Source organism: Pseudarthrobacter sp. Y6 (assembly GCF_050156205.1).
Taxonomy (GTDB): domain Bacteria; phylum Actinomycetota; class Actinomycetes; order Actinomycetales; family Micrococcaceae; genus Arthrobacter.
In genome coordinates this window covers 1,463,229-1,487,251 of sequence record NZ_CP189574.1, presented here as the reverse complement: position 1 = coordinate 1,487,251, position 24,023 = coordinate 1,463,229, and the positions used below count along the sequence as shown (strand labels likewise).

General features: G+C 65.2%; 19 protein-coding genes and 1 tRNA gene. 8 read left to right on the top strand and 12 right to left on the bottom strand.

Going from position 1 to position 24,023, the window contains the following annotated elements; translation table 11 throughout:
- The first annotated feature begins 333 nt into the window (after positions 1 to 333).
- Both ACQCSW_RS07120 and ACQCSW_RS07115 read left to right on the top strand, forming a co-directional pair.
- Positions 334 to 3,213, top strand: coding sequence for a DEAD/DEAH box helicase (locus ACQCSW_RS07120; RefSeq protein WP_426990119.1), 2,880 nt, complete (start codon positions 334 to 336; stop codon positions 3,211 to 3,213).
- Positions 3,206 to 4,027: an SWIM zinc finger family protein gene (locus ACQCSW_RS07115; RefSeq protein WP_426990118.1), complete on the top strand. Its 822-nt coding sequence runs from the start codon at positions 3,206 to 3,208 to the stop codon at positions 4,025 to 4,027. Before ACQCSW_RS07120 ends, ACQCSW_RS07115 begins: the two co-directional genes overlap by 8 nt.
- A gap of 179 nt (positions 4,028 to 4,206) precedes the next feature.
- On the opposite strand, the gene ACQCSW_RS07110 is transcribed toward ACQCSW_RS07115, so the two are convergent.
- The 4 genes from ACQCSW_RS07110 to galU form a co-directional block, all read right to left on the bottom strand.
- Positions 4,207 to 4,279, bottom strand: a tRNA-Ala gene (locus ACQCSW_RS07110).
- A gap of 136 nt (positions 4,280 to 4,415) precedes the next feature.
- Entirely contained in the window at positions 4,416 to 5,318 is a 903-nt protein-coding gene (locus ACQCSW_RS07105; protein WP_426990644.1) for a hypothetical protein, read from the bottom strand.
- 163 nt (positions 5,319 to 5,481) lie between these two features.
- Entirely contained in the window at positions 5,482 to 6,099 is a 618-nt protein-coding gene (locus ACQCSW_RS07100; RefSeq protein ID WP_426990117.1) for a GNAT family N-acetyltransferase, read from the bottom strand.
- 5 nt (positions 6,100 to 6,104) lie between these two features.
- A complete protein-coding gene (galU, locus tag ACQCSW_RS07095) occupies positions 6,105 to 7,010 on the bottom strand; it encodes a UTP--glucose-1-phosphate uridylyltransferase GalU (RefSeq protein ID WP_160672921.1) in 906 nt (301 codons plus the stop codon).
- Positions 7,011 to 7,119: 109 nt separating this feature from the next.
- Here galU and ACQCSW_RS07090 point away from each other — a divergent pair, with 109 nt between their 5' ends.
- The 3 genes from ACQCSW_RS07090 to cpaB all read left to right on the top strand — a co-directional run bounded on the left by ACQCSW_RS07090 (position 7,120) and on the right by cpaB (position 8,966).
- Positions 7,120 to 7,740: a 5-formyltetrahydrofolate cyclo-ligase gene (locus tag ACQCSW_RS07090; protein WP_426990115.1), complete on the top strand. Its 621-nt coding sequence runs from the start codon at positions 7,120 to 7,122 to the stop codon at positions 7,738 to 7,740.
- Between the two features lie 116 nt (positions 7,741 to 7,856).
- The gene (locus ACQCSW_RS07085; RefSeq protein WP_111908424.1) at positions 7,857 to 8,120 is read left to right on the top strand and encodes an FmdB family zinc ribbon protein; all 264 of its coding nucleotides are present in this window, start codon (positions 7,857 to 7,859) and stop codon (positions 8,118 to 8,120) included.
- Between the two features lie 99 nt (positions 8,121 to 8,219).
- Positions 8,220 to 8,966, top strand: a complete 747-nt coding sequence (gene cpaB / locus ACQCSW_RS07080) for a Flp pilus assembly protein CpaB (protein WP_426990114.1) — start codon at positions 8,220 to 8,222, stop codon at positions 8,964 to 8,966.
- 19 nt (positions 8,967 to 8,985) lie between these two features.
- On the opposite strand, the gene ACQCSW_RS07075 is transcribed toward cpaB, so the two are convergent.
- The 7 genes from ACQCSW_RS07075 to ACQCSW_RS07045 all read right to left on the bottom strand — a co-directional run bounded on the left by ACQCSW_RS07075 (position 8,986) and on the right by ACQCSW_RS07045 (position 19,873).
- On the bottom strand, positions 8,986 to 13,092 hold the full coding sequence (locus ACQCSW_RS07075; RefSeq protein WP_426990113.1) for an AAA family ATPase: 4,107 nt from the start codon (positions 13,090 to 13,092) through the stop codon (positions 8,986 to 8,988).
- Positions 13,093 to 13,221: 129 nt separating this feature from the next.
- Entirely contained in the window at positions 13,222 to 14,811 is a 1,590-nt protein-coding gene (guaA, locus tag ACQCSW_RS07070) for a glutamine-hydrolyzing GMP synthase (protein WP_426990112.1), read from the bottom strand.
- A 102-nt stretch (positions 14,812 to 14,913) separates the two neighbouring features.
- Positions 14,914 to 15,414 (bottom strand): DUF3817 domain-containing protein, encoded by a 501-nt coding sequence (locus tag ACQCSW_RS07065; protein WP_426990110.1) that lies wholly within the window; start codon positions 15,412 to 15,414, stop codon positions 14,914 to 14,916.
- Positions 15,411 to 16,271 carry an SURF1 family protein gene (locus tag ACQCSW_RS07060; RefSeq protein ID WP_426990109.1) on the bottom strand — a complete coding sequence of 287 codons (861 nt, stop codon included), beginning with the start codon at positions 16,269 to 16,271 and terminating at the stop codon, positions 15,411 to 15,413. The genes ACQCSW_RS07065 and ACQCSW_RS07060 overlap by 4 nt, the downstream gene beginning before the upstream one ends.
- A 56-nt stretch (positions 16,272 to 16,327) precedes the next feature.
- Positions 16,328 to 16,816 (bottom strand): PTS sugar transporter subunit IIA, encoded by a 489-nt coding sequence (locus tag ACQCSW_RS07055; RefSeq protein WP_426990108.1) that lies wholly within the window; start codon positions 16,814 to 16,816, stop codon positions 16,328 to 16,330.
- A 45-nt stretch (positions 16,817 to 16,861) separates the two neighbouring features.
- A complete protein-coding gene (locus ACQCSW_RS07050; RefSeq protein WP_426990107.1) occupies positions 16,862 to 18,601 on the bottom strand; it encodes a glycerol-3-phosphate dehydrogenase/oxidase in 1,740 nt (579 codons plus the stop codon).
- A gap of 135 nt (positions 18,602 to 18,736) precedes the next feature.
- The gene (locus ACQCSW_RS07045) at positions 18,737 to 19,873 is read right to left on the bottom strand and encodes a GuaB3 family IMP dehydrogenase-related protein (protein WP_426990106.1); all 1,137 of its coding nucleotides are present in this window, start codon (positions 19,871 to 19,873) and stop codon (positions 18,737 to 18,739) included.
- Between the two features lie 159 nt (positions 19,874 to 20,032).
- On the opposite strand from ACQCSW_RS07045, the gene ACQCSW_RS07040 reads away from it, so the two are divergent.
- The 3 genes from ACQCSW_RS07040 to ACQCSW_RS07030 are packed head-to-tail and all read left to right on the top strand — an operon-like array spanning position 20,033 to position 22,138.
- Positions 20,033 to 20,899, top strand: a complete 867-nt coding sequence (locus ACQCSW_RS07040; RefSeq protein WP_426990105.1) for a WXG100 family type VII secretion target — start codon at positions 20,033 to 20,035, stop codon at positions 20,897 to 20,899.
- A 16-nt stretch (positions 20,900 to 20,915) separates the two neighbouring features.
- Positions 20,916 to 21,629 carry a hypothetical protein gene (locus ACQCSW_RS07035; RefSeq protein WP_426990104.1) on the top strand — a complete coding sequence of 238 codons (714 nt, stop codon included), beginning with the start codon at positions 20,916 to 20,918 and terminating at the stop codon, positions 21,627 to 21,629.
- Positions 21,626 to 22,138, top strand: coding sequence for a hypothetical protein (locus tag ACQCSW_RS07030; RefSeq protein WP_426990103.1), 513 nt, complete (start codon positions 21,626 to 21,628; stop codon positions 22,136 to 22,138). The genes ACQCSW_RS07035 and ACQCSW_RS07030 overlap by 4 nt, the downstream gene beginning before the upstream one ends.
- Positions 22,139 to 22,160: 22 nt before the next feature.
- On the opposite strand, the gene ACQCSW_RS07025 is transcribed toward ACQCSW_RS07030, so the two are convergent.
- Positions 22,161 to 24,020 (bottom strand): ABC transporter ATP-binding protein, encoded by a 1,860-nt coding sequence (locus ACQCSW_RS07025; RefSeq protein WP_426990102.1) that lies wholly within the window; start codon positions 24,018 to 24,020, stop codon positions 22,161 to 22,163.
- Positions 24,021 to 24,023 lie beyond the last annotated feature (3 nt).

Here is a 24,023-nt window from a genome sequence, read left to right as displayed (position 1 = left end):
ACCCTTGAGTGTCGCACTCCCCCTTCGAGAAAGGCAACGCGCTTGCTGGTGCTCCACTCGTTCTGGTCGCTCAACCGGGGCCCTGGGCTCTGGGCCGAAGAATCCGAGAAGGCGGTAAAGAGCGGAAACCAGGGTCTGAAAGCGGCCCGGCCCCATCCCTTCGCCGCATCGGCCGACGTCGTCGCGGCACTGCAACCGGGCGAGCTAGGCAGTACCACGTTGTTGTTGCCTTCGCTACGACACGCACCGTTGGACTCTCCCGAGATCGTGCGGATAACGCCCCGCCCCTCGAGCTCAACCGGTCCGTCCCTGTTGCCGTGGACAGTGCCCGTCGTGTGGGTCAATCCGGCGGCATTTACTGCCTTTGGTGACGAGCGCAGTGGCCTGGGTCTGGGTCTGGCGTCCACGCTGTTTCCTGAGCGATACCCGGGAGACGAGCCCGACTCACTCGGCGACGTACGTATTGCGGCTTCCGTGCGGTTCCTCGCAGAAGTGGGGCGATTTGCCGACGAACTCGCGGAGCGGGGCCGAGTGCTCCCGGGGATCGCCTGGATGACCGACGGGTCCGAAGACGCCGTCGCCGAGGCACGGTGGCGGGCTGTGTTGAGGGGGCCTGACGCACTCGCATTCGGCGATCTCATTGCCGGCATGCCAGCCGCGTTTCGGGCAGAACCGGGCTCGGAGGACGCGGGGGAACTGGGCACGTCGGCCCTCGACGTCCTCATCGATGCCGCGGTTCGGGGCCGACTGCCGCGCGACCTGCCAATGCTGCCTCCGCGCCGGGGGCGGAAACCCCTTCAACCCCGCGCTGCTGAGGCATGGCTGGAGGCGCTTCATACCTCGGACACCCGCGTTCGGGTCCCGGCGTCGGCGCTTGCTGAATTGGAACAGGGGCTCGCGCCTTGGAGTGAGTATGCGCGGGAGGCCGCAGCTCCGGCCCGCGCAACGTTCCGCCTCAGTGAGATTCTCAGCACGGAGGATGTCGGGGAAGACCTGCTCCTTTCGCCAGATTTACCAGAACATGCCTCCGCTGTTGGCGAACCGCTGGATGTGCCTGCATGGCGGCTGGAGTTCCTGCTTCAGTCTTCCGCAGACCCCAGCCTGTTGGTGGCGGCAGAACAGGTATGGCGCGATGGCGGCGCCCTGGCCCGCTGGCTTGGCCGCCCGCAGGAGGTGCTGCTTGCCGAACTGGGGAAGGCCGTCCGTGTCTACCCCGACTTGGAACCGGGCCTGCGGCAGCCGCGCCCCACAGGGCTGGACCTTGACTCGAATGGCGCGTTCGCCTTCCTGCGGGACGCTGCTCCTGCCTTGGACGAGGCCGGTTTCGGAGTTCTGCTGCCCTCATGGTGGGACCGTCGCTCGAAACTGGGACTGAAGCTTTCGGCGTCCACACCGATGGGCGATGATACTGGCAAAGCACCTGCCTTCGGCCGGGAGCAACTGTGTGACTTCCAGTGGAGCCTCGCCGTCGGCGACCACACCCTCACCGATGACGAGATCGCAGCGTTGGCTCAGGCGAAGGCCCCACTTGTTCGGATGCGGGGCCAGTGGGTGAGCGTTGACCCCGAGCAACTGCGCCGCGGTATTGAATTCCTGAGGCGCGAGGAAACGGGGCGCGGCACCGTTGCGGATGTTCTCCGTCTTGCCGCCGCGCATCCTGACGACGTCGAGCTGCCGCTGGAAGTCGCCACCGTCACCGCCGACGGGTGGCTGGGAGCTCTGCTGGACGGCTCGGCGGACGCGAGGATTCAACCGGTCTCCCTCCCTGAGAGTTTCCGGGCCACGTTGCGCCCCTATCAAGAACGTGGTCTGTCGTGGCTGAACTTCCTCGCCGCCCTTGGTGTCGGTGCCTGCCTCGCCGATGACATGGGACTTGGCAAGACCGTCCAGCTGCTGGCGCTGGAGGCGGTGCGCCGGGAGGAAAACCCCGAAGCCGGTCCCACCCTGCTGGTGTGTCCGATGTCGCTGATCGGCAATTGGGAAGCTGAGGCTGCAAAATTCGCCCCTGGGTTGCGGATGAGTGTGCACCACGGACCGGACCGATTGCGCGGCGAGGACTTCGGCGCGGCCCTGACCGGCATCGATATCGTAGTCACCACTTACACAACGCTGACGCGCGATCTGGAGCAGTTCGAGGCCCTCACCTGGAACCGAGTCGTGCTCGATGAGGCGCAGGCGGTGAAGAACCGGCTCTCCCACGCGACAAAAGCCGTGAAACGCCTTACCGCCACCCATCGGATCGCCCTCACGGGCACCCCGGTGGAGAACCGACTCGGCGAGATGTGGTCAATCATGGACTTCCTGAACCCTGGGATACTGGGTTCGGCGGAGCTGTTCCGCACCCGCTATTCGATACCGATCGAACGCCACCGCGACGAGGCAGCGGCCGAGAGGGTGCGGGCGATCACCCGGCCGTACCTCCTGCGGCGCGTAAAGACCGACCCGGCCATCATTGACGATCTGCCGGAAAAAATCGAAATCAAGCAGTACTACACCCTGACGAATGAGCAGGCGTCGCTTTACCAGTCGGTCGTTGACGACATGATGGAGAAGATCGAGGAGTCCGACGGCATCGAACGTCGCGGAAATGTGCTGGCTGCGATGGCGAAACTCAAGCAGATCTGCAACCATCCAGCGCAATTGCTGCACGATCGCTCGGCCATTGGGCGACGCAGCGGCAAGGTGCTCCGGCTTGAGGAGATCCTGGACGAGATCCTTGCCGAGGGCGACAAAGTGTTGTGCTTCACGCAATACACCGAATTCGCCGAGATGCTGCTGCCGCACCTCGCGGCCCGCTTCGACACCGACGTCGCCTATCTGCACGGCGGCACGTCCCGGCAGAACCGGACCGAGATGGTGCGCCGGTTCCACGCGGACGACGGGCCGCCGATCTTCCTGCTCTCACTCAAGGCCGGCGGCACGGGGCTCAACCTGACGGCCGCCAACCACGTCATTCACCTCGACCGCTGGTGGAACCCGGCCGTCGAGAACCAGGCCACCGACCGGGCATTCCGGATCGGGCAGAAACGGCGTGTGCAGGTACGGAAGTTCATCTGCCGCGGCACGTTGGAGGAGCGCATCGACAACATGATCGAGGAGAAGGCATCGCTGGCGAACATGGTGGTCGGCGACGGCGAGGGGTGGCTCACCGAGCTGTCCACCCAGAGCCTGCGCGAACTGTTCGCCCTGTCAAAGGAGGCCGTCAGTGACTAGGGGCCGCTATGAATCACCGTTCTTTCCGCCCTCCACCCCGCGCAGCGTCGACGGTGGCGTCAAAGCCCGAAGCGTGCGGGGTGCCATCGGTACGAGCTGGTGGTCGGCACGGTTCATCGAAGTGCTGGAAGGTCTTGGAGTGGGTGGGCGGCTGCAACGCGGCCGGAATTATGCCCGGCGGGGTCAGGTGATCTCGCTTGACATCGACGCCGGCACGGTCACCGCGAGCGTCCAGGGTTCACGTGCAAAGCCCTACCGCGTACGGATCGGCATCACTGCGTTCGGGAAGGCAGAGTGGGCGGCGGTGGAGGAGGCGCTCGCCGGCAACGCTTGGTATGTGGCGACCCTGCTGGCGGGGGAAATGCCCGCCGACATCGAAGACGTGTTCACCGCAGTCGGGCTGTCACTGTTCCCCCGTAGTGCAGGCGAGCTGAGCCTGGACTGCTCCTGCCCCGACTGGGAAGTGCCATGCAAGCACCTTGCGGCGGTGTTCTACCTGTTGGCCGAGCAGTTCGACGACGACCCCTTCCGGATCCTGGCCTGGCGCGGACGCGAACGCGAGGATCTTCTGGGACGGATGCACGCGGCGGACGCCGTTGGCGGGAATGAGAAACGCACCGGCGCCCCACTCACGGAAGTGCTGGACACCTTCTTCGTCTCGCCTGCGCCGATTCCTGCGCGACGCAGCCCTGCGGCCGTGGGACTGCTGGTGGATCAGCTTCCTCCAGTGGATGTCACGGTCCGCTCGCGTCCGCTTGCCGAAGTTTTGCGACCGGTTTATGCGGCGCTCCGGGCATCCGCTGAACGCGACTGAGCGGCGCACGTCTCGGAGAAGGGCCGGTTCGCGGTGCTGCAAAATGCGGCGGCATCCAACACTCAGGCGTTTGGAAAGAAATGCGTTTGCCCCACGGCTGCCCCACGCGGAGCCGTTCAGGACAAAACAAAAGCCCGTCAGGACGGGACAACCGGCGTCCTGACGGGCTTTACTATCAGTGGAGCTAAGGAGATTCGAACTCCTGACCTCTTCGATGCGAACGAAGCGCTCTACCAACTGAGCTATAGCCCCGGAAGAGTCCGCGTCCCCGGGAGGAACGGCGGTACCGGTGACCTTAGGCTACAAATTTTCGTCCCGTATTGCGAATTGACACTCCGCCCCGGGCTGACGGCCGGCTGGGTCTGCTTTTAGCGACCCAGGTGAGGCATCAGGCGCGGCGGCGCTGGAGGACGTCGTCGAGGTTGCTCAGGGCGCTCTGGGCCTTGGTGAGGGGCTTGGCGGCAGGCGCGGCGGGCGTGGCCGCGGGAACGCCCTGCTTCAGGGACGGCTTACCGACGGCTTTGGGCGCCTCGGGGAGATCAAGCGGCTGGGGGGCCGGGCGCTCAGCCTTCGCGGCCTCAACGTACACCGGCTTCGGCACGTCCACCGGTTCCCAGGTTGTGTCAGCCGGCTTCAGCGACGCGGCGGCGCTGGCATCTCCGGCGGCAACAGCGACGGCCAGTGCGGCTTCGCGGAGCTCCATCGCTGTCAGGGGCTTAGGCTTTGGCTTGGGCTGGTGGGCCTCGGCGTCAAAGAGCCGGCTTTCCGGCCGGGCGGCGGGACGAGCTGCGGTGTCCGTGGCGACAGGTCCGTGACGCCGCACCGGCGCACTCATCGCGGAGCGGAACGCGGCGTTCACTTTAGCTTTGCGGTCCCGCACGGCCAGGAAGCGTAGCACAGCCACAGCTGCGACGGCGACGGCAAGTCCGGCCACCGGCAGCAGCGCGCTCCCGATTCCGAACGGCAGAAGAACACCCGAAACAAACGCAGTCAACAACGCCAGGACACCAACAAGGGCGATCCCTGACCTGCCATAGCGGATCCGGAACGCGCCGCCCGCCGTGGCGCTGCCGGTCGTTTCCCTTGCGGTCTGGGGGCTCTTCCTGATCTCCATGGTTTTCTCCTGCTGGGCGGTGATGTTCAGTACCGTCCCGGCTCTCGGTTCCGACGATTCAATGGCTGGTACTTCCGCAAGGAAGTCGCCAACGGCCTGGGCCTGGTGCCGGCGGTTCCGCAGAACGTAGGGCGCAACCCAGACGATCCAGAGCACAACGGCAACCACAAGGATCACTGAGCTGCTTAGGGGGAAGTCCACAATCAAAACCGTATGAGTATTACGGCAGCCGCCCCCGCATTAGCCACGGTGTGTCGCCGGCAACGTGGCAATTGATTGGATTTATGACCTTGGAAGTGCCTACGGCGGAAGTGCCCATGGCCGGGTCAGGTCCGGCGGGTCAGGACCGGGACGTGAGCCACCCTGCGAGCAGCCCCTCCGGGACCTCGTCCGCGGTCAGCGCGAAGGACCGGTGGTCCGCCCACTCGCCGTTGATGTGAAGGAACCGCGGACGGTAGCCTTCGTCGCGGAAGCCCAGTTTCTCTACCACGCGCAGGCTGGGGCCGTTCTCGGGCCGGATGTTGATCTCCATCCGGTGCAGGCCGAGGGCCTGGAAGCAGTGGTCCGTTGCCATAGCCACGGCCGTGGGGGCGATGCCATGACCGGCGCGCGCCTGGTCAACCCAGTACCCCAGCGTGGCCATCATGGCCGAACCCCACACAATCGATGACACAGTGAGCTGGCCAACGATGACAGGGGCGGCCAATCTGGGCGTGCGCTCAGTGATCAGGAACGGCAAGGCCGTCCCCTGGGCGGCTTGGATTTTCAAGGACCGCACCATCTGCCGGTAGTCAGGCAGCGCACCGCCAGGTGCGGGGTTGGAGGCTTCCCATGGCGCCAGCCACTCGCTGTTGCGCCCCCGGACCTGGGTCCATTCCTTCTTGTCCCGGTACCGGATGGGGCGCAGGATCAGGTCGCCGCATTCGAGTGTCACGGGCCAGATGGGTCCGGGGCGCACGGCAGCTATTTAGCGAGACCGGCTGTGAACACGGGCAGCCACTCCCTCAGGCCAGGGCCGAGGTCGTCGCTGTCAATGGCGAGCTGGACGCAGGCCTTGAGGTAGCTGAGCTTATCGCCGGTGTCGTAACGGCGGCCGCGGAAGACCACGCCGTAAACTCCGTACCCTTCGCCTTCGCCGGCTGCCAGTTCCTGCAGGGCGTCGGTCAACTGGATCTCCCCGCCCCGGCCCGGGCCGGTGTGCTCCAGCACATCAAAAACTGCCGGGTGGAGGACGTACCGGCCGATGACGGCCAGGTTTGAGGGCGCATCGTCGACGTCGGGCTTTTCGACGAGCTTGTTGATCCTGACGTAATCTTCACCGTCGATGGCCTGCACATCGGCACAGCCGTAGGCACTGATCTGGGAGGGTTCCACCTCGATGAGGGCCACCACGGATCCGCCGGTCTTGGCCTGGACTTCGATCATGGTGCTAAGGAGTTCGTCCCGCGCATCGATCAGGTCATCGCCCAGGAGGACGGCAAACGGTTCGTTGCCGACATGCTGCTTTGCACGCAGGACTGCGTGACCCAGGCCGTTGGGGTCACCCTGGCGGACGTAGTGGATGTCACCGAGGTTGCTGGCTGCCTGGATGGACTCAAGTTTGGCCAGGTCGCCCTTGGCTTCCAAGGTGTCCTCCAACGACGGAACCCTGTCAAAGTGGTCCTCCAGGGCACGCTTATTGCGTCCCGTGATCATCAGGATGTCGTTAAGTCCGACATTGACAGCCTCTTCAACCACGTACTGGATGGCCGGCTTGTCCACCACCGGGAGCATTTCCTTGGGCATGGCTTTTGTGGCCGGCAGGAACCTGGTACCGAGTCCGGCAGCGGGAATAACGGCCTTGCGTACTGTCTGCTGAGTCGTAGTCACTGGACTAATCTAACGGAGGGACTGATCATTCAGTAATTATTGGTGGGCTCCCGGGCCAGCGCGCCGCAGACGCCGCAACGGCCACACCGAACGGCAAAGAAGGAGCAGCATGTCCGAAGGCAGCAGCCACGCCAAGGCGGACATCCGCGCACGCCATCGTGCGCGCCGCGCCGCGACGGACGCCAGCCAACGCGACGCGGCCGGCGCCTCCCTTGCCGTCCACGGCGCCGCATGGGCCGAACAGCTGACCGGTGGGACGCCGTCGACCATTTGCGCCTACCTGGGAGTAGTCCCCGAGCCGCCCACGCTGCCTCTGATCAGCGAGCTCCACCGGAATGGCCACACCGTCCTGCTCCCTGTCTGTGAGCCCGGCCGCCGGCTGAGCTGGACGCAGTGGACCCCCGGCGTCGAGTTTGTCCGCAGCCGCTATGCACCGGTGCTGGAACCGGCCGGACCGCGCCTGGACCGCGGCATCATGGCGTCCGTTGCCGCACTCTTCATCCCCGCCACGGCCGTGGACAGGGACGGCAACCGCATCGGCCAGGGCGGCGGCTACTACGACGTCCTGCTGGGCTCCCTGGCCGGGGACGGACTTGAGATCCCGTTTGCGGCCATCGTCTTCGAGTCCGAATTGCTCCCGGCCGGGAGCATTCCCGCCGAAGACTTTGACCGGAGGGTCCCGGCTGCCCTGACTCCCTCAGGTTTGATCCGGCTGCCGGATCAAACCTGACTGAGGGCTACTTTCCGGGGGTGATAGAATTGGCACTCAGGCCCTGCGACTGCTAATGGACGGTTTCCGTTCAGCGCAGCACAGGACCTCTCGTTTGCCCCAGAGGAGGATCACCAGTGCCCACTTATGCCTACGCCTGCAAGGATTGCGGCCACGCCTTCGACGTTTTCCAGTCGTTTACCGACAGCACCCTGACTTCATGTCCGGAGTGCCAGGGCGCCTTGCGCAAGAAGTTCAACAGCGTGGGTGTGGTCTTCAAGGGCTCCGGTTTCTACCGGACCGACTCCCGGGATGCCAAGGGAAGCACCGTTTCGGCTGCCCCCTCCGCCCCCGCAGCCGCACCGGCGCCGGCACCTGCCACGGCCGCTGCCGCCAGCTGACCTCGGGTCTAAAAAGACGTACGACGCCGGCAGCACGGTTGTCCACATAGGCACCTCTGTTGCTGTCGGGTTCGGTTGCCGCTACGTAGCGTGGTTCCCATGCCCGTTACCCTCTTTCGTTCCAGCCGCGGATCCGCCCCGCCGGGACGCCAGGTCCGCCGCCCGCTCCCTTCAGCACGCACCCGAGGCGCGCGCGGCCACAGGCTGTTGTCCTGGCTGGGCCGGAACCGGCGTCTTGCGATAGCCCTCCTACTCAGCCTTGCTGCCGGAATCACGGTCCATCAGCTCACTCCCCCGCCCGCCGATACGGTCTCGGTCTTGGCGGCGGCGCGGGATCTCCCCGCAGGTACGCCCTTGTCAGCCACGGACCTGACTGCAATGCAGATCCCGCCAGGGATGCTGACCGCCGGGTCCATGTCCGGCACCAGTGAAGCCGCGGGAAAACAACTGGCAGCCCCTTTGCGGAAGGGCCAACTGGTGACGGACTCCCTGCTGCTGGGACCCGGCCTCCTGACCGGAACGCCTCCAGGCTCCGCAGCCGTGCCCTTGAGAATGGCCGATCCTTCCTCCATCCAGCTGGTATCGCCCGGGCAACTCGTTAACGTGGTGCTGACCGGGGCGAACGGCTACGACCAGCAATCGCCCTCAGAAGTGCTGGCTTCATCCGTTCCCGTCCTCTGGACGTCAGGACAGGGCGGCAAGACGGGTCAGTGGTTGGGCACCGGCGAGACCGACGGGCTGATCGTCGTGGCAGCAGCCCCGGAGCAGGCTGCCCGGCTGGCGGGGGCCTCCACGCAGGGCAAGCTGTTTTTTGTCCTGGTGGGACCCGAGGGCGGGGCCGGGTGACGCCGTGGCAGCCTGAAGGTCAGCCCCAGTGCGGCGGCTTGTTTTCCTTCAGCCATGCGTCGTGGTCGTTGTCGGGGCCATCGCCCCAGCGCTTCGGGTCATCCTCCGCAGCCTTGTTGGGCAGGATGCCCGCTGTCCCTGGCAGCTGGCGGTCGGGCACAGCGGCGTTCCCGGTGACTGGGTTGTCCGCCTGGTCGTTACCGTGCGTATCTTCCTGATCGGCATTCTGTGGGGTCACAACCACCGCCTCCTCACTGGCCAGGCGTCCTGCCTGGTCTTCGTTCCTGTCACTTTGTACGCTCCCCAGCACGAGGGAGTCCATGTCCTCGTCGAAGAATCCGCCCGAGGCTGTTCCTCTTCCGGGCGGCAGAACATTCTCAAGGCCCAGATAGCCGGCGATCCGGTCCGCACAGGCGGACGGGTCCGTGAAGACCTCGATGGTCCACAGCGGCATGTACCGCCAGCCCATCCGTTCGAGCAACTGTGGGCGGAGCCGGCTCCGTTCCCGGACGCTCATGGTGCGGTATTGCTCCGTGCCATCCGATTCGATGGCCACCGGCCGCGGAATCTCGGCGTCGTCCTGACCCATGGTGCTGAGCGGGTCTGCCGCCGCCACCACGTCAATCACGCCATCGTACTGGTGCCAGACGCGGGCGCCACGGGCACGCAGCCGGTCGCCAAGATCGGCCACGAGGGGATCGGCTCCAAGCGCCTGCTCACTGGCAGCGGCACGGGACGCCGGAGTGCCGAGATCGGTCTTTCCCGCAATCTCACGGTTCAGAAGCTCGTAGAAGTCCACCGCCCCGTAGGACAGCCGCGTGTGATCGAGGTCTTCGGGCTGGAAACAAGTCAGGACGTGGAGCGAACGCCGGGCACGTGTCATCGCCAAAGCGAATTTTTCCCGCCCGCCCTCAGCGGACAGGGGTCCGAAGTTATGCAGCGCCCGGCCATGGGGAGTGCGGCCGAAACCGGGCGAGAAGATCACGTGGTCACGGACCAGGCCCTGCGCCCGCTCAAGGTCAACCACCCGGAACGACTCGGATCCTGCGCTGAAGAAGCTTGCCAGCCCCGGGTGGTTCGGCAGCTGAAGACGAATGGACTCACCGATCCGGGCAGCATGGCGCAGGCTGGCGGTGACCACCGCCAGCGACGTGCGTGGCCGCGTCCGGGCGTGCTCGAAGACCAGCTGCACCACCCGGTTAACCTCGGCCACCACGGATTCGACGCCTTCGTGGTCGGCGCTGGGCAGCCCCGTGCCGTCGGGCAGGTACTCAACCAGGAGCGCTCTGTCCAGCCCTGTGGCAGACTGCCCCTCCGGGAGCCTGTGGAGGGCGCCGTCGTAGGAGTTCTTGCTCAGCTGCAGGACCAGGTCCTCGTCAACCGCGCGGTAGACAAATTTCAACCGCCAGACAGGCAGGACGGCAGACAGTGCCGAGTACGCGCTTTCGACGCGCTGGTGGGCCGCTTCACCGGCGGCCAGCCGCTCGACACCCACGGTGAAAGTCCGGGGGCTGGCAATCTGGGCATCACCGAAAGCTATGACCTGACTGGCGCGGGCGATGGCGGGCAGGACGGCCTGCAGGGACGTCGCTTCGGCGTCCAGGATGACCACGGCGTCGAAGCGCTGTTCGGCGGGCAGGAGCCCGGTCATGAGGTACGGGCTGACCGACCAGACCGGCACCAGCATGGGGACCAGCTCGGCGGCCTGGGCCGTCAGCGCGGCGAGGGTAACCCGGCCATCCTTGAGCAGGCTCCTGAGAAGCTGGGCCTGGCGCGGGTGTTCCGCAAGCGCGGCCCGCCATCGTTCGGACAGGTCCCAGCGCAGGCGCGCCGCGCCGCTGGCAATATGGGCGTTGTCCGCGAGCCGGAATTCCGCCTCAAGCTGCCGGAGTGCTTCGCCGTCGGACATGGCCAGGTAATCGTCGCCGCTGATCATCGCTTCCAGCGCGGACTGCCACCAGGCCAGCTCAAGCTCGGCTGCGACGGACCCTGCGGGAACCTCCCGTTCCGCAAGATCGGCGAGGAGCTCCCCCAGTCCGTGCTCGCGCATATTTTCCACGAGCAGCGTGCGCTCGGGCAGCGTTTTCAGCGTGTGGGTGTCGGCCACTAGCCGCTCCAGCCGCTCCATGAGTTCCACATAGCGGGCCGTTGCCAGGGAGCCGCCGGCCTGTGTGTGCCGGAGTGCCTCCCCCAGCTGGGCCAGCTCCCGGTCCAGCGACCGGTACATCACGTTCATTTCGGCTAGGCCCGAGGGGACGGCCGGGTGGCGCTGCGAGGTCGCGTACCCGGACCAGAGGGCACGCTGGTCCTGCACCAGCACCAGTGAGCTGTGGAGATCGGTGATGTGGACGCCCGGGCGGACGTACTCTTTCGCGACGCGGCGCAGGCGGGAACGCTGCATGGAGGCCATGTCGACGTTCCGCTCCCGGCGCCAGGCGGAGGACGCCGTAGCGGAGATGAGATCGTTGACCGGCCTGTCGAAGATGTCCGGTGTGAACTTATCGAGGCTTTCGCGGACAGCCATGAGGAGTTCGAGCTGCTCCCCCCACTCCGAGAAGGATGTGCCAAGCCGTATCTCGGCATGTTCGGCGACGCTGTTCATCCGGTCGCGGAGGACCGGCAGGTTCTTGGCCACTGACCGGGCGAGCTCCTGGGCTTCCTCGGTCTCCTTACGGGTGAGCAGCCGGGCGCCGTGCCACGGGCTGGTGGTGGACGCGCGGCTGAAGCTGCCAAGTTCGGCGGCGCGGCGAAGCCTGCCGGCGAGCTCGTTGCGGTCGCGGATGCTATCCAGCACACTGCGCTTGAGCCGCACCGTGGTGGCGGGGGCGGGGTGGATGGAGGTCAGCTCGGCCAGCGACTGCATGGCCTGATACGGCGAGCAGCCCCAGCGCTGGCGCACGTTATGCAGGGACGCCACGTGGTCCATCAGCGCGTGCCGGTGCTCGGTGAGGGTCCGGTGGAGGTTCCCCAGCTGCGGTTCGAGTGATTTTTCATTCCGCACGATGGCCCGCACCAGCTGGGCCTTGAGCTGCTGCGGTGTGGCTGTGCCGGAGAGCTGGAACAGGATGGATTCAAGTCCAAGCGATTCCAGTTGTGCCGATACTTCGTTCAGGCTGGCCCGGCGGTCACCGACCACCAGGACTGACCGCCCCGCGTCCACCAAGGCACCGATGGTGTTGATGGCCGTCTGGGTCTGGCCCGTGCCCGGCGGGCTGCTGACCACCAGGGAGTCTCCTGCGCGGGCGGCATCAATGACGTACTGCTGGTCCGGATCGGCGTCGAGGAGCAGTAGTTCATCGTCCGGGTGGCGCGCGTCCACACTCGGGAAGCGGAAGGGGTCCGGCGCGGGTACGTCAGTGACCTCACCGCTGGCTGCCTTGGCCAGGGCGGCGACCAGCGGGTTGCCCTCATTGATCCAGGGATCGTCCAGGTTGCCGGAGAGGTCCGCGAAAGTGGACACCAGCAGATTGTGCTGGGCCTCGGCGCCGTGGATGGGCCGGATGAGAGTTGCGAGCTTGTCCAGGACAGGCTGGGGATCGAAGCGTGCGGTGCTGTACGCGAGGCGTGTCACGGCGTTAACGTCAAAAACAATGCCATGGATGGTCTTCAGGTGCCGGACCAGGGCCGGGTTGATATTGGCCTGCTCGGTGAGCTGCAGTTCGTAGTCGTCCTCACCCGGGCGGACCGTGAGCGAAATTGCGGTGAGCATCACCGGCGCGGAAACCCGCTGGGGTTTGCCGCCAACCGCAGACGTCCACACGACCGTGCCCGCGGAAAGGTAACCGGCATCAATGCCACGGTCATTTCCGAGTTCGAAGATTTTCGAGCGGATGTTCCGCGATGCCCGGGCCGCGACGACGTACTGCTGGTGGTCACGGATTAGTGTGGACAACCGAGTGCGGCGGCCGGCCATGAGCTGGGCCAGACCGGACGGGTGGGCATGGGTCAGGTCAATGGAACCTTCGGGGGTCTTGGTGAAACGCAGCATGGTGTCTGCCCCGGTGACGGGTTTAAGCCCGGACAGCCATTTTCCGAGCTCCCCAGAACCCTCCGAGTGGCCTTGACCAACTGACACTACTGCCTTCTTTTCTGCGTTTACACGTGACGCCCTAGACCATACCGGCATACTTTCGAGCGTAGCCGCAAAGAAGCCGGGATGAGAGACCGCAACACTGGATCAGGCCAAATTGCGGTGGATTTCAAGAGATGATAGCAATGGCCGGCCTCCGCTTACGGAGACCGGCCACTCACACTGCTATTCCCACTCGATGGTTCCCGGCGGCTTGCTGGTCACGTCCAGCACCACGCGGTTGACGCCTTCCACCTCGTTGGTGATCCGGTTCGAAATCCGGGCCAGGAGATCGTACGGCAGGCGGGACCAGTCCGCCGTCATGGCATCCTCGGACGAAACCGGACGGAGCACGATCGGGTGGCCGTAGGTGCGGCCGTCACCCATGACGCCCACACTCCGTACGTCAGCCAGGAGGACCACAGGCATCTGCCACACCTCGTTGTCCAGCCCGGCTGCGGTCAGCTCTGCACGCGCAATTGCGTCCGCCTTGCGGAGCAGGTCCAGGCGCTCCTGGGTGATGTCGCCGACGATGCGGATTCCCAATCCGGGGCCGGGGAACGGCTGGCGTCCGACGATTTCCTGCGGCAGGCCCAGCTGGGCGCCCACGGCGCGGACCTCGTCCTTGAACAGTGCCCGGAGCGGTTCCACCAATTCGAACTGCAGGTCCTCGGGAAGGCCCCCGACATTGTGGTGGCTCTTGATGTTCGCAGCACCTTCGCCGCCGCCGGATTCGACGACGTCCGGGTACAGCGTGCCCTGGACCAGGAACTTGATCTTCTCGCCGTGGGCCGCGGCCTCGGCGATGATGGCCAGCTCAGCCTCTTCGAACGCGCGGATGAACTCGCGGCCGATGATCTTGCGCTTGGTTTCCGGATCGCTGACGCCGGCCAGGGCCGACAGGAAGCGCTCCTGCTCGTTGGCTACATACAGCTTGACACCGGTGGCAGCAACGAAGTCGCGTTCCACCTGCTCGGCTTCGCCTTCACGCAGCAGGCCGTGGTCAACGAACACACAGGTCAGCTGGTCGCCGACCGCCCGCTGGACGAGCGCCGCTGCAACGGCAGAGTCAACGCCGCCGGAGAGCCCGCAGATAACCCGGGCGTCGCCGATCTGCTGACGGATCCGGTCCACCTGCTCCTCGAGGATGTTCCCCGTAGTCCAGTTGGGCTCCAGCTTTGCGCCCTTGAACAGGAAATTTTCCAGCACCTGCTGGCCATAGGCCGAGTGCTTGACCTCGGGGTGCCACTGCACGCCGTAGAGGGCCTTCTCTTCGTTGGCGAAGGCAGCCACTTCAGCGCCGGCCGTCGTCGCCAGCACTTCGAAGCCGTCGGGGGCCTCGTGCACGGAGTCGCCGTGGCTCATCCAGGTGTTCTGGTGCTGCGCCATCCCTTCGAGGACGGAGCGGCCCTCGCCGAGGATGGTGGTCCGGGTGGAGCCGTACTCGCGCAGGCCGGTCTTGTCGACCTTCCCGCCCAGGGCGTTGGCCATGGCCTGGAAGCCGTAGCAAATGCCGAAGACCGGGATTCCGGCCTCAAAGAGGTCGGCCCCGACGGAGGGTGCCCCGTCCGCGTAAACGCTGGAGGGGCCACCGGAAAGGATGATGGCGGCGGGGTCCTTGGCCAGGAGCTGCTCGGTGGTGATGGTATGCGGAACCACTTCCGAATACACATTCGCTTCCCGGACGCGGCGGGCAATCAGCTGCGCGTACTGGGCACCGTAGTCAACAACCAGCACCGGCTTCTGGGAAGTCTGGGATGCAGTGGGAGTAGTCACCGTACTAGCCTACTTTGCGGCGTCGCCCTGCCGCACCTTGGCGTGCCCCGCTGTGACGGAGCAGACTCTCCCCGTCCCGGTGCCGCTCCCGCTTTGGCTTCCTCAGTACCGCTGTGCGGCCTGCGGGTTCGCGGCCAGTTCGGCTTCCACCTCGGCGTGGAACTTCTTCTCCACCACGAAGGACAGGAAAGGCACTACGCCGCCCAGTGCCAGAAGGATGAGCTTCATGAACGGCCACCGCATCAGCGTCCACAGGCGGAAATTGGAGATCAGGTACACCACATACATCCAGCCGTGGACGATCAGCACGGCGACGGAGATGTTCGCGCCGCCCACCACGCCGTTGGGCTCAGCGTCGGCGAAACCCAGGCCGAACGGCTGGCCCGTGACGGCGCTGGTGCCGCCGGCAAACAGGTAGTGGCCAAAGGCGTAACGGGCGATGAGTTCGGCGCAGAGCAGCAGCAGCATGGCGCCCGTCAGGTATGCCAGCACCTTGTAGAACTTCAGGGCGGAACGGATCTGCCGCTCCGTACCGCCGAAGCGGCGCTTCTTGCTCTTGCCCTGCGCAGGACCCTGCTGGACGGCCGGTTTCGGTTCGATCATGGCTTTACCTTTTGTTGAAGCTGTTCAGAAGTTGCTTGGGTGGGTGGCGTGGGCTGAGCATCCTGGTGGAGATGGTCGTCGAATTCCTCTTCGAGGTCCCGCCGGTAGTCGTCTTTCACCAGCCGCCACCAGATAAACAGGGCGAAGCCAGCGAACACCACCCATTCGAGCGAGTAGAAGAGATTGAGCCAGTTGACCTGCTGCGCGGGCGGCTGGGGACCGATTTCCAGGGGTTTCAGGGCTCCGTCAATGGTTGCCGCGGACACGTCGGACCCGGCCGCCAGTTCGGAGGTTGCGGCCACAAATCCCGGGTACATGCTGATGTCCCAGTAGTTGATGAGTTCGGCAACCGACACGGCGGAGGCGCGTCCCGCGTCCGGTGCGGTGGACGGCAGCGGCGATTCAGACGGCAGCAGCCGTCCGGTCAGGTTCACAACGCCCGACGGCGGCGCGCCGGCGTCGTCGGGATCTGCCACCCAGCCACGGGCTACTGGAATCCAGGTCTGGGGGGAAGCAGCGACGCCGGTGACCGCAGGCCCTCCGGTCACGGCGAAGGCGGAAACCACCCAATAGCCGTTTTCGCCATTCTTCAGGCGCCCTGGCACGAGGACCTGTTTGGCGGGGTCGTAGGTTCCGTCGGCGGAGACCATCTGGTCTGACACTGAACCTGGGAAGAAGGCTCCGGGCTCAAGCGTCTCCGTCAGCACCCTGACGTCCTCGGTGGCGGGATTCACCGCAACTTCGGGCTGCGTGGAGCGCCCGAACTGCCACTGGCTGAGCAGGACAAACACCCCGGAGACGGCGATCGCGAAGATCAGGCCTGCGATCCATCGGGGCTTAAGGGCTGTTTTCCACACGTGTTAACCGTACTTCGTTCCACTGTAGAACAACTAAACGACCAAGGGCCCAATCCCTAGTGGTCGTAGAACACCAGGCTGGAGTTGATGAGCTCGGCGATGACTTCGGCATCGTACGCCCGCCGCAGCGACTCCCGGAAGGAATCCTTGGACAGAGAGCGGGCCAGCGTGGCCAGGACTTCGAGATGATCGGAAAACGAGCTTGCAGGGGTGGCGATCAGCAGAACGACGGTGGCCGGACCGTCGGCGGCACCGAAGTCCAGGGAGTGACCGTACTTGGTGATTCCCACGGCGATGGACGTCCGCGAGACGAATTCGCTGCGGGCGTGCGGGAGGCCGATCCCGCCCGGCAGGCCGGTGGCGAGCTGGTGTTCGCGGGCGTTGACGTGCTCCAGGAACCGCGGCAGGTCCGTGACCCGCCCGGCGGCGAAGAGGCGTTCTGCCAGTTGCGCCGCGGCGTCCGACTTGTCCGTTGCCTCCAACTCCAAAATCACCAATTCGGAGGTGGTGAGATCGGCATCGTACCGGTCAAGTGGTTCCGCCAAGGCGTGTCCCTTCAGTCAGGAGAATTGCTGGTGTGCGGTGCCGCGTCAGCGCAAAGGGACGATGTCCTCCACACCCAGCCGTGCGGCGTCGGCGGATTCGTCGTCCGGCTGCTGCTGGCTCAGCCGTTCAGCTTCAACGCGTGCTATGTAGTGCTTTATTTCGCTTTCGCGCTGTACATCGCTCCAGCCAAGGACTTCGCCCATAAGTTTAGCGACAACCGGCACCGCCGACACGCCACGGTCCCAGGCCTCGATGGAGATGCGCGTCCGCCGGGTCAGGACATCATGGACATGCCGGGCGCCCTCGTGGGTTGCGGCGTAGACGGCTTCCGCCTGCAGGTAGTCGTCAGCACCGGGCAACGGCTCCGCCAACTCAGGATTCCGGGCGATGATGTCCAGCACCTCCGGAGTCATGGACCCGTAACGGTTGAGCAGGTGCTCCACCCGGGCCACATGCACGCCCGATTCTTCAGCGGTCCGGCTCCGTCGGTTCCAGGCAGCCTTGAAGCCACTGGCGCCCAGCAACGGAATGGTTTCGGTGCAGCTCGCCGGGACCCGCTCATCCATGGTGCGGGTGGCCTCGTCCACGGCGTCCTTGGCCATGACCCGGTAGGTGGTCCATTTGCCGCCGGCCACCACCACCAGGCCCGGTACGGGGTGGGCCACGATGTGTTCACGGGAAAGTTTCGCCGTCGAATCGTTCTCCCCTGCCAGGAGGGGGCGCAGTCCGGCGTAGACGCCTTCAACATCTTCCCTGGTCAGCGGGCGTTTCAGGACCCGGTTGACGTGCTCGAGGATGTAGTCGATGTCCTTGCTGGAGGCCGCCGGGTGGGCTTTGTCGAGGTTCCAGTCAGTGTCCGTGGTGCCGATGATCCAGTGCCTGCCCCACGGAATGACGAACAGCACGGATTTTTCGGTGCGCAGGATCAAACCCACCGTGGACTGGAACCGGTCGCGGGGCACTACGAGGTGGATGCCCTTGGACGCCCGGACCTTCAGCTGCCCGCGGTCAGTGACCATGGCCTGGGTTTCGTCGGTCCACACACCGGTGGCGTTGATGACCTGCTTGGCTTTGATGTTGAAGTGCGTATTGTCTTCGTGGTTGACCACTTTGGCCCCCACCACGCGTTCACCTTCCCGCAGGAAGTCCACCACCGCCATCTGGTTCACCGCATGGGCGCCGTAGTGTGCTGCCGTCCGGACGAGGTTTGCCACGTACTTGGCGTCATCCACCTGGCCGTCGTAATAGCGGATGGAGCCCACAAAGGCGTCTTTTTTCAGGCTGGGGGCGGCCCTGAGCGTGCCCCGCCTGCTGAGGTGTTTGTGGAACGGCACGCCGCGGCTGTGCCCGCCGGTAATGGACATGGCGTCATAGAGGGCGATCCCGGCGCCCACATAAGGCCGCTCCAGGAACGGTTTGGTCAGCGGATACAGGAACGGCACGGGCCGGGCCAAGTGCGGGGCCAGGACCGAAAGAATCAGGCCACGCTCGTGCAGCGCTTCCTTAACCAGCCCGAAATCCAGCATCTCCAGGTAGCGCAAACCGCCGTGGATCAGCTTGGATGACCGGGACGACGTGCCAGCCGCCCAGTCGCTGGCCTCCACGATCCCCACACTGAGGCCTCGGGTCACGGCGTCCAGCGCCGCACCGGTGCCCACGATGCCGCCGCCGACAATCAGGATGTCCAGTTCATTGCCGGGTTCCGAGGTGGCCCTGAGCCTGGCGATCGATGCTTCCCTGGCCGCGGGACCAAGGACCCCGCCTTCGTTTGGAACAGTGTTCACGGAACGCCTCCCTTGCCGCTGCTGCCGGTGGTAGATCCACACTACTTCTTTGCCGCACGGTTGGGCAGTGCGGGTTCAGCGAGGGAGGCGCTCCAGCGGACGCCACAGCGGCGTCGGCCGCTTGTCAGTGCGAGCCTAGTTACCCGTGTACGGAGAAACTACGACGTCGACGCGCTGGAATTCCTTCAGGTCCGAATAGCCGGTGGTCGCCATCGAACGGCGGAGTGCGCCGATCAGGTTGGACGTGCCGTTGGTGTGGTGGCCGGGCCCGAACAGCACCTCTTCGAGCGGTCCGACGGTGCCGACGTTGGCGCGGTCACCGCGGGGAAGCTCCAGGTGGTGGGCCTCCTGGCCCCAGTGCCAGCCCTTGCCGGGTGCCTCTTCGGCCCGGGCGAGAGCGCTGCCCAGCATCACGGCGTCGGCGCCCATGGCAATTGCCTTGACGATGTCACCGGAGGTGCCCATGCCGCCGTCGGCAATTACATGGACGTACCGTCCGCCGGATTCATCCATGTAGTCACGGCGGGCGGCCGCGACGTCGGAAATGGCGGAGGCCATGGGCGAGTGGATCCCCAGGGCGCGCCGCGTGGTGGCGGTGGCTCCTCCGCCGAAGCCGACCAGGACGCCGGCGGCGCCGGTGCGCATCAGGTGCAGGGCGGGCGTGTAGCCGGCCGCCCCGCCCACAATCACGGGGACGTCCAGTTCGTAGATGAACTGCTTGAGGTTCAGGGGTTCGTGGTCTTTCGAGACGTGCTCGGCTGACACGGTGGTCCCGCGGATCACAAAGATGTCGACGCCGGCAGCCACCACGGTTTTGTAGTGTTCCTGGGTGCGCTGCGGGGTCAGTGAGCCGGCCACCGTCACGCCGGCGGCGCGGATCTCCGCGAGGCGGGACGTGATCAGCTCCGGCTGGATGGGAGCGCGGTACAGCTCCTGCATACGGCCGGTCACCGCGGGGCTGTTGACCTCATCCTGGAGGGCACCGATCTCGTCAAGGATGGGCTGCGGGTCCTCGTAGCGGGTCCAGAGGCCCTCGAGGTCCAGCACGCCGAGCCCGCCCAGGCGGCCCAAGGAGATGGCCGTCTCCGGGGACATGGCCGAATCCATCGGGGCGGCTATCACGGGCATGTCGAACTTGTAGGCATCGATCTGCCAGGAAACGGAAACGTCCTTGGGGTCGCGGGTACGACGGTTGGGGATAATCGCAATGTCATCCAGGGAGTAGGCACGACGCCCACGCTTGCCACGGCCGATCTCGATCTCGTAAGTCACTGCTCTAGGTTATCCCAGCCGAGGCCCGGACCGTGGACGGCCGAGCCCGGTGCCGACGAGGGGACAAGTCCCCATCGCGGTGGGCGCCGCATTGAAATAGTTTGAAGACAACAGCGGACCGGCACGGACTGCCGGTGACAATCAAACTTGGGGGACAACATGGCGCCAGGCATCTTCGGTGCTGACATCGAGCAGCTCAGAGCGCTGTCGAAATCTCTGGGACATTCAGGCACACGTCTAAAGAACGTCGAGTCCAGTGTGAATTCCCTGGTGCAGTCCACCGTCTGGAAGGGCGAGGACGGGGCAAGGTTCCGCAGTGAGTGGACGTCCTCGCTGCGTCCGATGCTCAACAAGACCTCAGAATCCCTGCAGGAACAGTCCAGGTCGCTGCTGGTCCACGCTGACGAACAGGACCAGGCCAGCAACTCAAACGCAGGCGCCGGCGCCGGATCCACGCCAGTCACGCCGGGCTCCACCGGCGGCTCCGATCCGCAGCGGAACTGGGGTGATTCCTTTACGGACCCGGACTATCAGCACGCGCCATCGGGAATTGAGTGGCTCCTCGAGAAGATCGGCGTCGGCGATGGCAGTGCCGCCTCAGGGATCGCCACAGCCCTGATGTTCGCGGCGGACAAATTCAACTGGAACCTCGAGCTCGCCCAGGTCCAGGCGGGTGTCGGCAAGTTCTTTGACTTCATGAAGGGCGCCGGGAAGGTACTCGGCGTACTGGGCGGCGCGATTGGCGTCCTCGATGTCCTCTCCGGGATTGAGAATAAGGACCCGTTCAGGATTGCCGACGGCGTCATCGGTGGCGGACTGTCGATAGCCGCACTGGTTGCCACCGGAACGATCGTTGGAGCACCTGCCGGCGTGGTCCTGGGCGGACTTGCCCTGGGTTGGGGATTGCTGGGAATGATGTCGGGTGACGTTCCTGTCACCAAGAGAATCTGGGACTTCGGCGCTGGCGTGGTAGGCGGCGTCCAGGACGCCGCCGGCTGGCTGGGCGGTAGGCTCGGATTCGGCTGAGACTCCCTTTGAAACCATGAGCCGCAACCAACAACGTGAGGAAATGATGACTGACCCCACCGGCGCGGAGGCCAAGCGTGCCGATACCGCCATGCCTGCCGCCGCATACCGCATGACCAGCCACGAGATTCTGGCCCTGCTCGCTTTCGAGCCCGGCGCCGGAACCGCCCTGACGCGCAGAGTACTGGGTTTAGCCGACCTCGCGGACGATCACGATCTGGTGCGCGCGGGTGTGGGTACCTTGAATATCCGCGGCACAGTCGAGGTCAGCGGCGAAGAAGTCACCCTTCTGGCCGAGGCAAGGATTCTCGCCAGGATTTTCAGTACGTGTTCCCAGTGGTACGACATCACACGGATCGGGTCCGGAGCAGTCTCACCAAGTTATCTGGTGGACTCCCCCGCAGGCCGTGCAGCCATTTTCCTGCGTCCCTTGAGCGAGTACGTTTGTCTTCCGCTGCGGGACGACGTGGACTTGCTCGATTTTGTGCAGATGACCGTGGACGAAGCCGTGGCCGATTTGACCACTGCCGGTGGCGGCATAGTCAGTTCCCGGCGTTACCACATGGACGTAGCGAAGCCTGTCGTGGCCAACATCAAGGTTTTGGAAGCCGGTACCCTGCAGGTTGCTTCGGCGCCGCTGGATGCCGGCGGACAGCTCGGTGTCCGTGACCTGGAGTCCGGCGAACAACCAGGCCTGACGGTCCGATCGTTGCTGGCTGCTGCATCGTGATGGACCTGAAGTCGGACGGCACCGCGCAATCCAGGGAGTATGCCTCGGGCCATGCCCATCGGCGGGCCCGTGTCTTCTGGTTCTGGTGGATGGGCATGGTCTTCGCACTCCCGGGCGCGGCACAGGCAGCCGTCCTGGCCGCTACTGGCCAAAGCCCCGAGAATGGCCTGGTACTGGCAGGCCTGGGGCTTGCCCTGTCTGCCGGCGGCTGGTTGGTCAGCCTGGGCCCAAGGTTCACACGTAAGGCGCCGGTTCCGGCGGAAGACGTTGCCCGCGCGGAGCAGTACATCCGAATCGTTCCGGGCGTGGCCATCGCCATCGTGGCTGTGATGCTGGCCATAGTCGTAGCCATGATGCTCTTCGCGCCAAAAGGAATGTCACCCGATGTCCTGCCCATCATGGGGTTCCTGGCCGTGTTTCCTGTTCCAATTGCGGCCGGCATGCTGTATTCGCGTCACGTACACCGTCACCGCGACCGGATGTATGCCAAATGGCTGGGGCGCCCGTAGCAGCAAGGCGTACCCACGAAAGTCAGACTCCCTCGGTCTCGTCCACGGTCAGCTGGGATTCGAACATCCGGAAGTAGCGGCCGCGCAGTGCCACGAGTTCAGTGTGAGTGCCCTGCTCCGCGATCCGGCCGTCTTCGAGCATGTAGACAATGTCGGCCTTCTCAATGGTGGCAAGCCGGTGGCTGATGGCAATGATGGTGCTGCTGCGGTCCGCGAACAGCCGGGAGAAGATCCGGTGCTCGGCCAGCGCGTCAATGGCAGACGTCGGCTCGTCCATCACCATGAAGGTGGCGTTGCGGTAGAAATTCCGGGCCATCGCGAGCCGCTGCCACTGGCCGCCGGAAAGCCCGCTCCCCTTCCGGCCGCGCGGATCCTCCATCCAGTTGCTGACGTAGTTGTCCAGGCCGTTGGGCAGCTTGTTGATGAACTCCAACGCTTCGGCATCGCTGGCCGCCCGGCGGATCCCGTCATCGTCCCGGGGCGAATCGACGTCGCCAAAGCGGATGTTGTCGGCGGCAGTGGCGAATTCGTACTTGAGGAATTCCTGGCTCAACACCGCCAGGTGGCGGTGCCAGGACTTAACGTCGACGGCGGCGAGGTCAACGCCGTCGAGCATTACCTGCCCTGAATCCGGCCGGTAGAGTCCGGCGAGGATCCGGATCAGGGTGGACTTCCCTGCGCCGTTCTCACCCACGACGGCGATGTGCTGGCCCTCGCGGATGGTCATGCTGATGCCGCGGATCACCTCGATGTCACTGCCCGTGTAGGTGAAGCGGATGTCCCGCAATTCCACTGTTTTGGGTGCCTGCAGCAGCGGCGGCGAATGGTCCGAATGCACCGGCATTGCCATGAACAGCTCGTAGTCCTTGAGGTTGGCGAGATCCTCGTCAATCGAACTCAACGAGGACACCAGGCTGTTGGCTGTGGACAGTGCGCGGCTGACGATCTGCTGGACATAGAGGAACTGGCCAACGGGCTGGGCGCGCGCGATGATCTGGCCCACCACCCAGATCAGGGAGATCACCTCGGCGCCGTACTGCAGGGCATCGGCGGCGAGCTGCTTGGGAATGTAGCGCTTCTGGAAGTCCAGGCGGCGCCGCTCATCGGCATCGCGCAGCCGGGAGCGGAGGTCCATCAGGTAGCCCACGATCCCGTAGAGCCGCATCTCGGCGATGTGCTGCGGGCGGAGCAGGTTGGTTTCGATCATCCGCCGCTGCCGGCGGGAGTCCACCTGGGTGTTCCAGTGGGCGATCTGTTCGCGCGAGAGCTTGAACTGCAGGTAAACGCTGGGCACTATCGCCACGAGGACAATCACCGCGATCCACCAACTGACCAGCAGCAGGGCTCCCACGGCCAGGATCACCGAAACCAGCTGTGTGAAGATGGCCGCGATCCGGTCCAGCACGCGGGCATACGAATCGGAGAAGCGTTTGGCCCGGTCGTAGAGGTCCACGGTTTGTTTGTCGTCATAGCGCCAGAACTCCAGTGCCAGGAAACGCTCGTACATCTGGTCGCCGACGATGGCGCCCACCTTGAAGCTCATGAGCTGCTGGATGTAACGGTCCACGCTGCTGAAGCCGCCCCAGAAGAGCCCCAGGGCAGCCGTGATGATGACGTACACAATGGCCTGTTGGCCTGCTGCGGAATCACCGGAGTAAGCGGCCGCCAGCGCCGTGGTGGTCAGCGCTGCGAAGTACGTGGTCACCAAAGGCAGCGTCGCCGAAATGAGCGAACCGACTACTTTCATCACGACGGCGGCCGGCGAGGCCCGGAAGCTGACCCGCAGCACCTGCGCCACAGCCCGGGCGTAGGGCCTCAGGGCCAACCGCCGCTGAGGGTCCTTTTTTGGGTTCAGTTCGGCGGGATGGCGTGGTTGGGACATGGC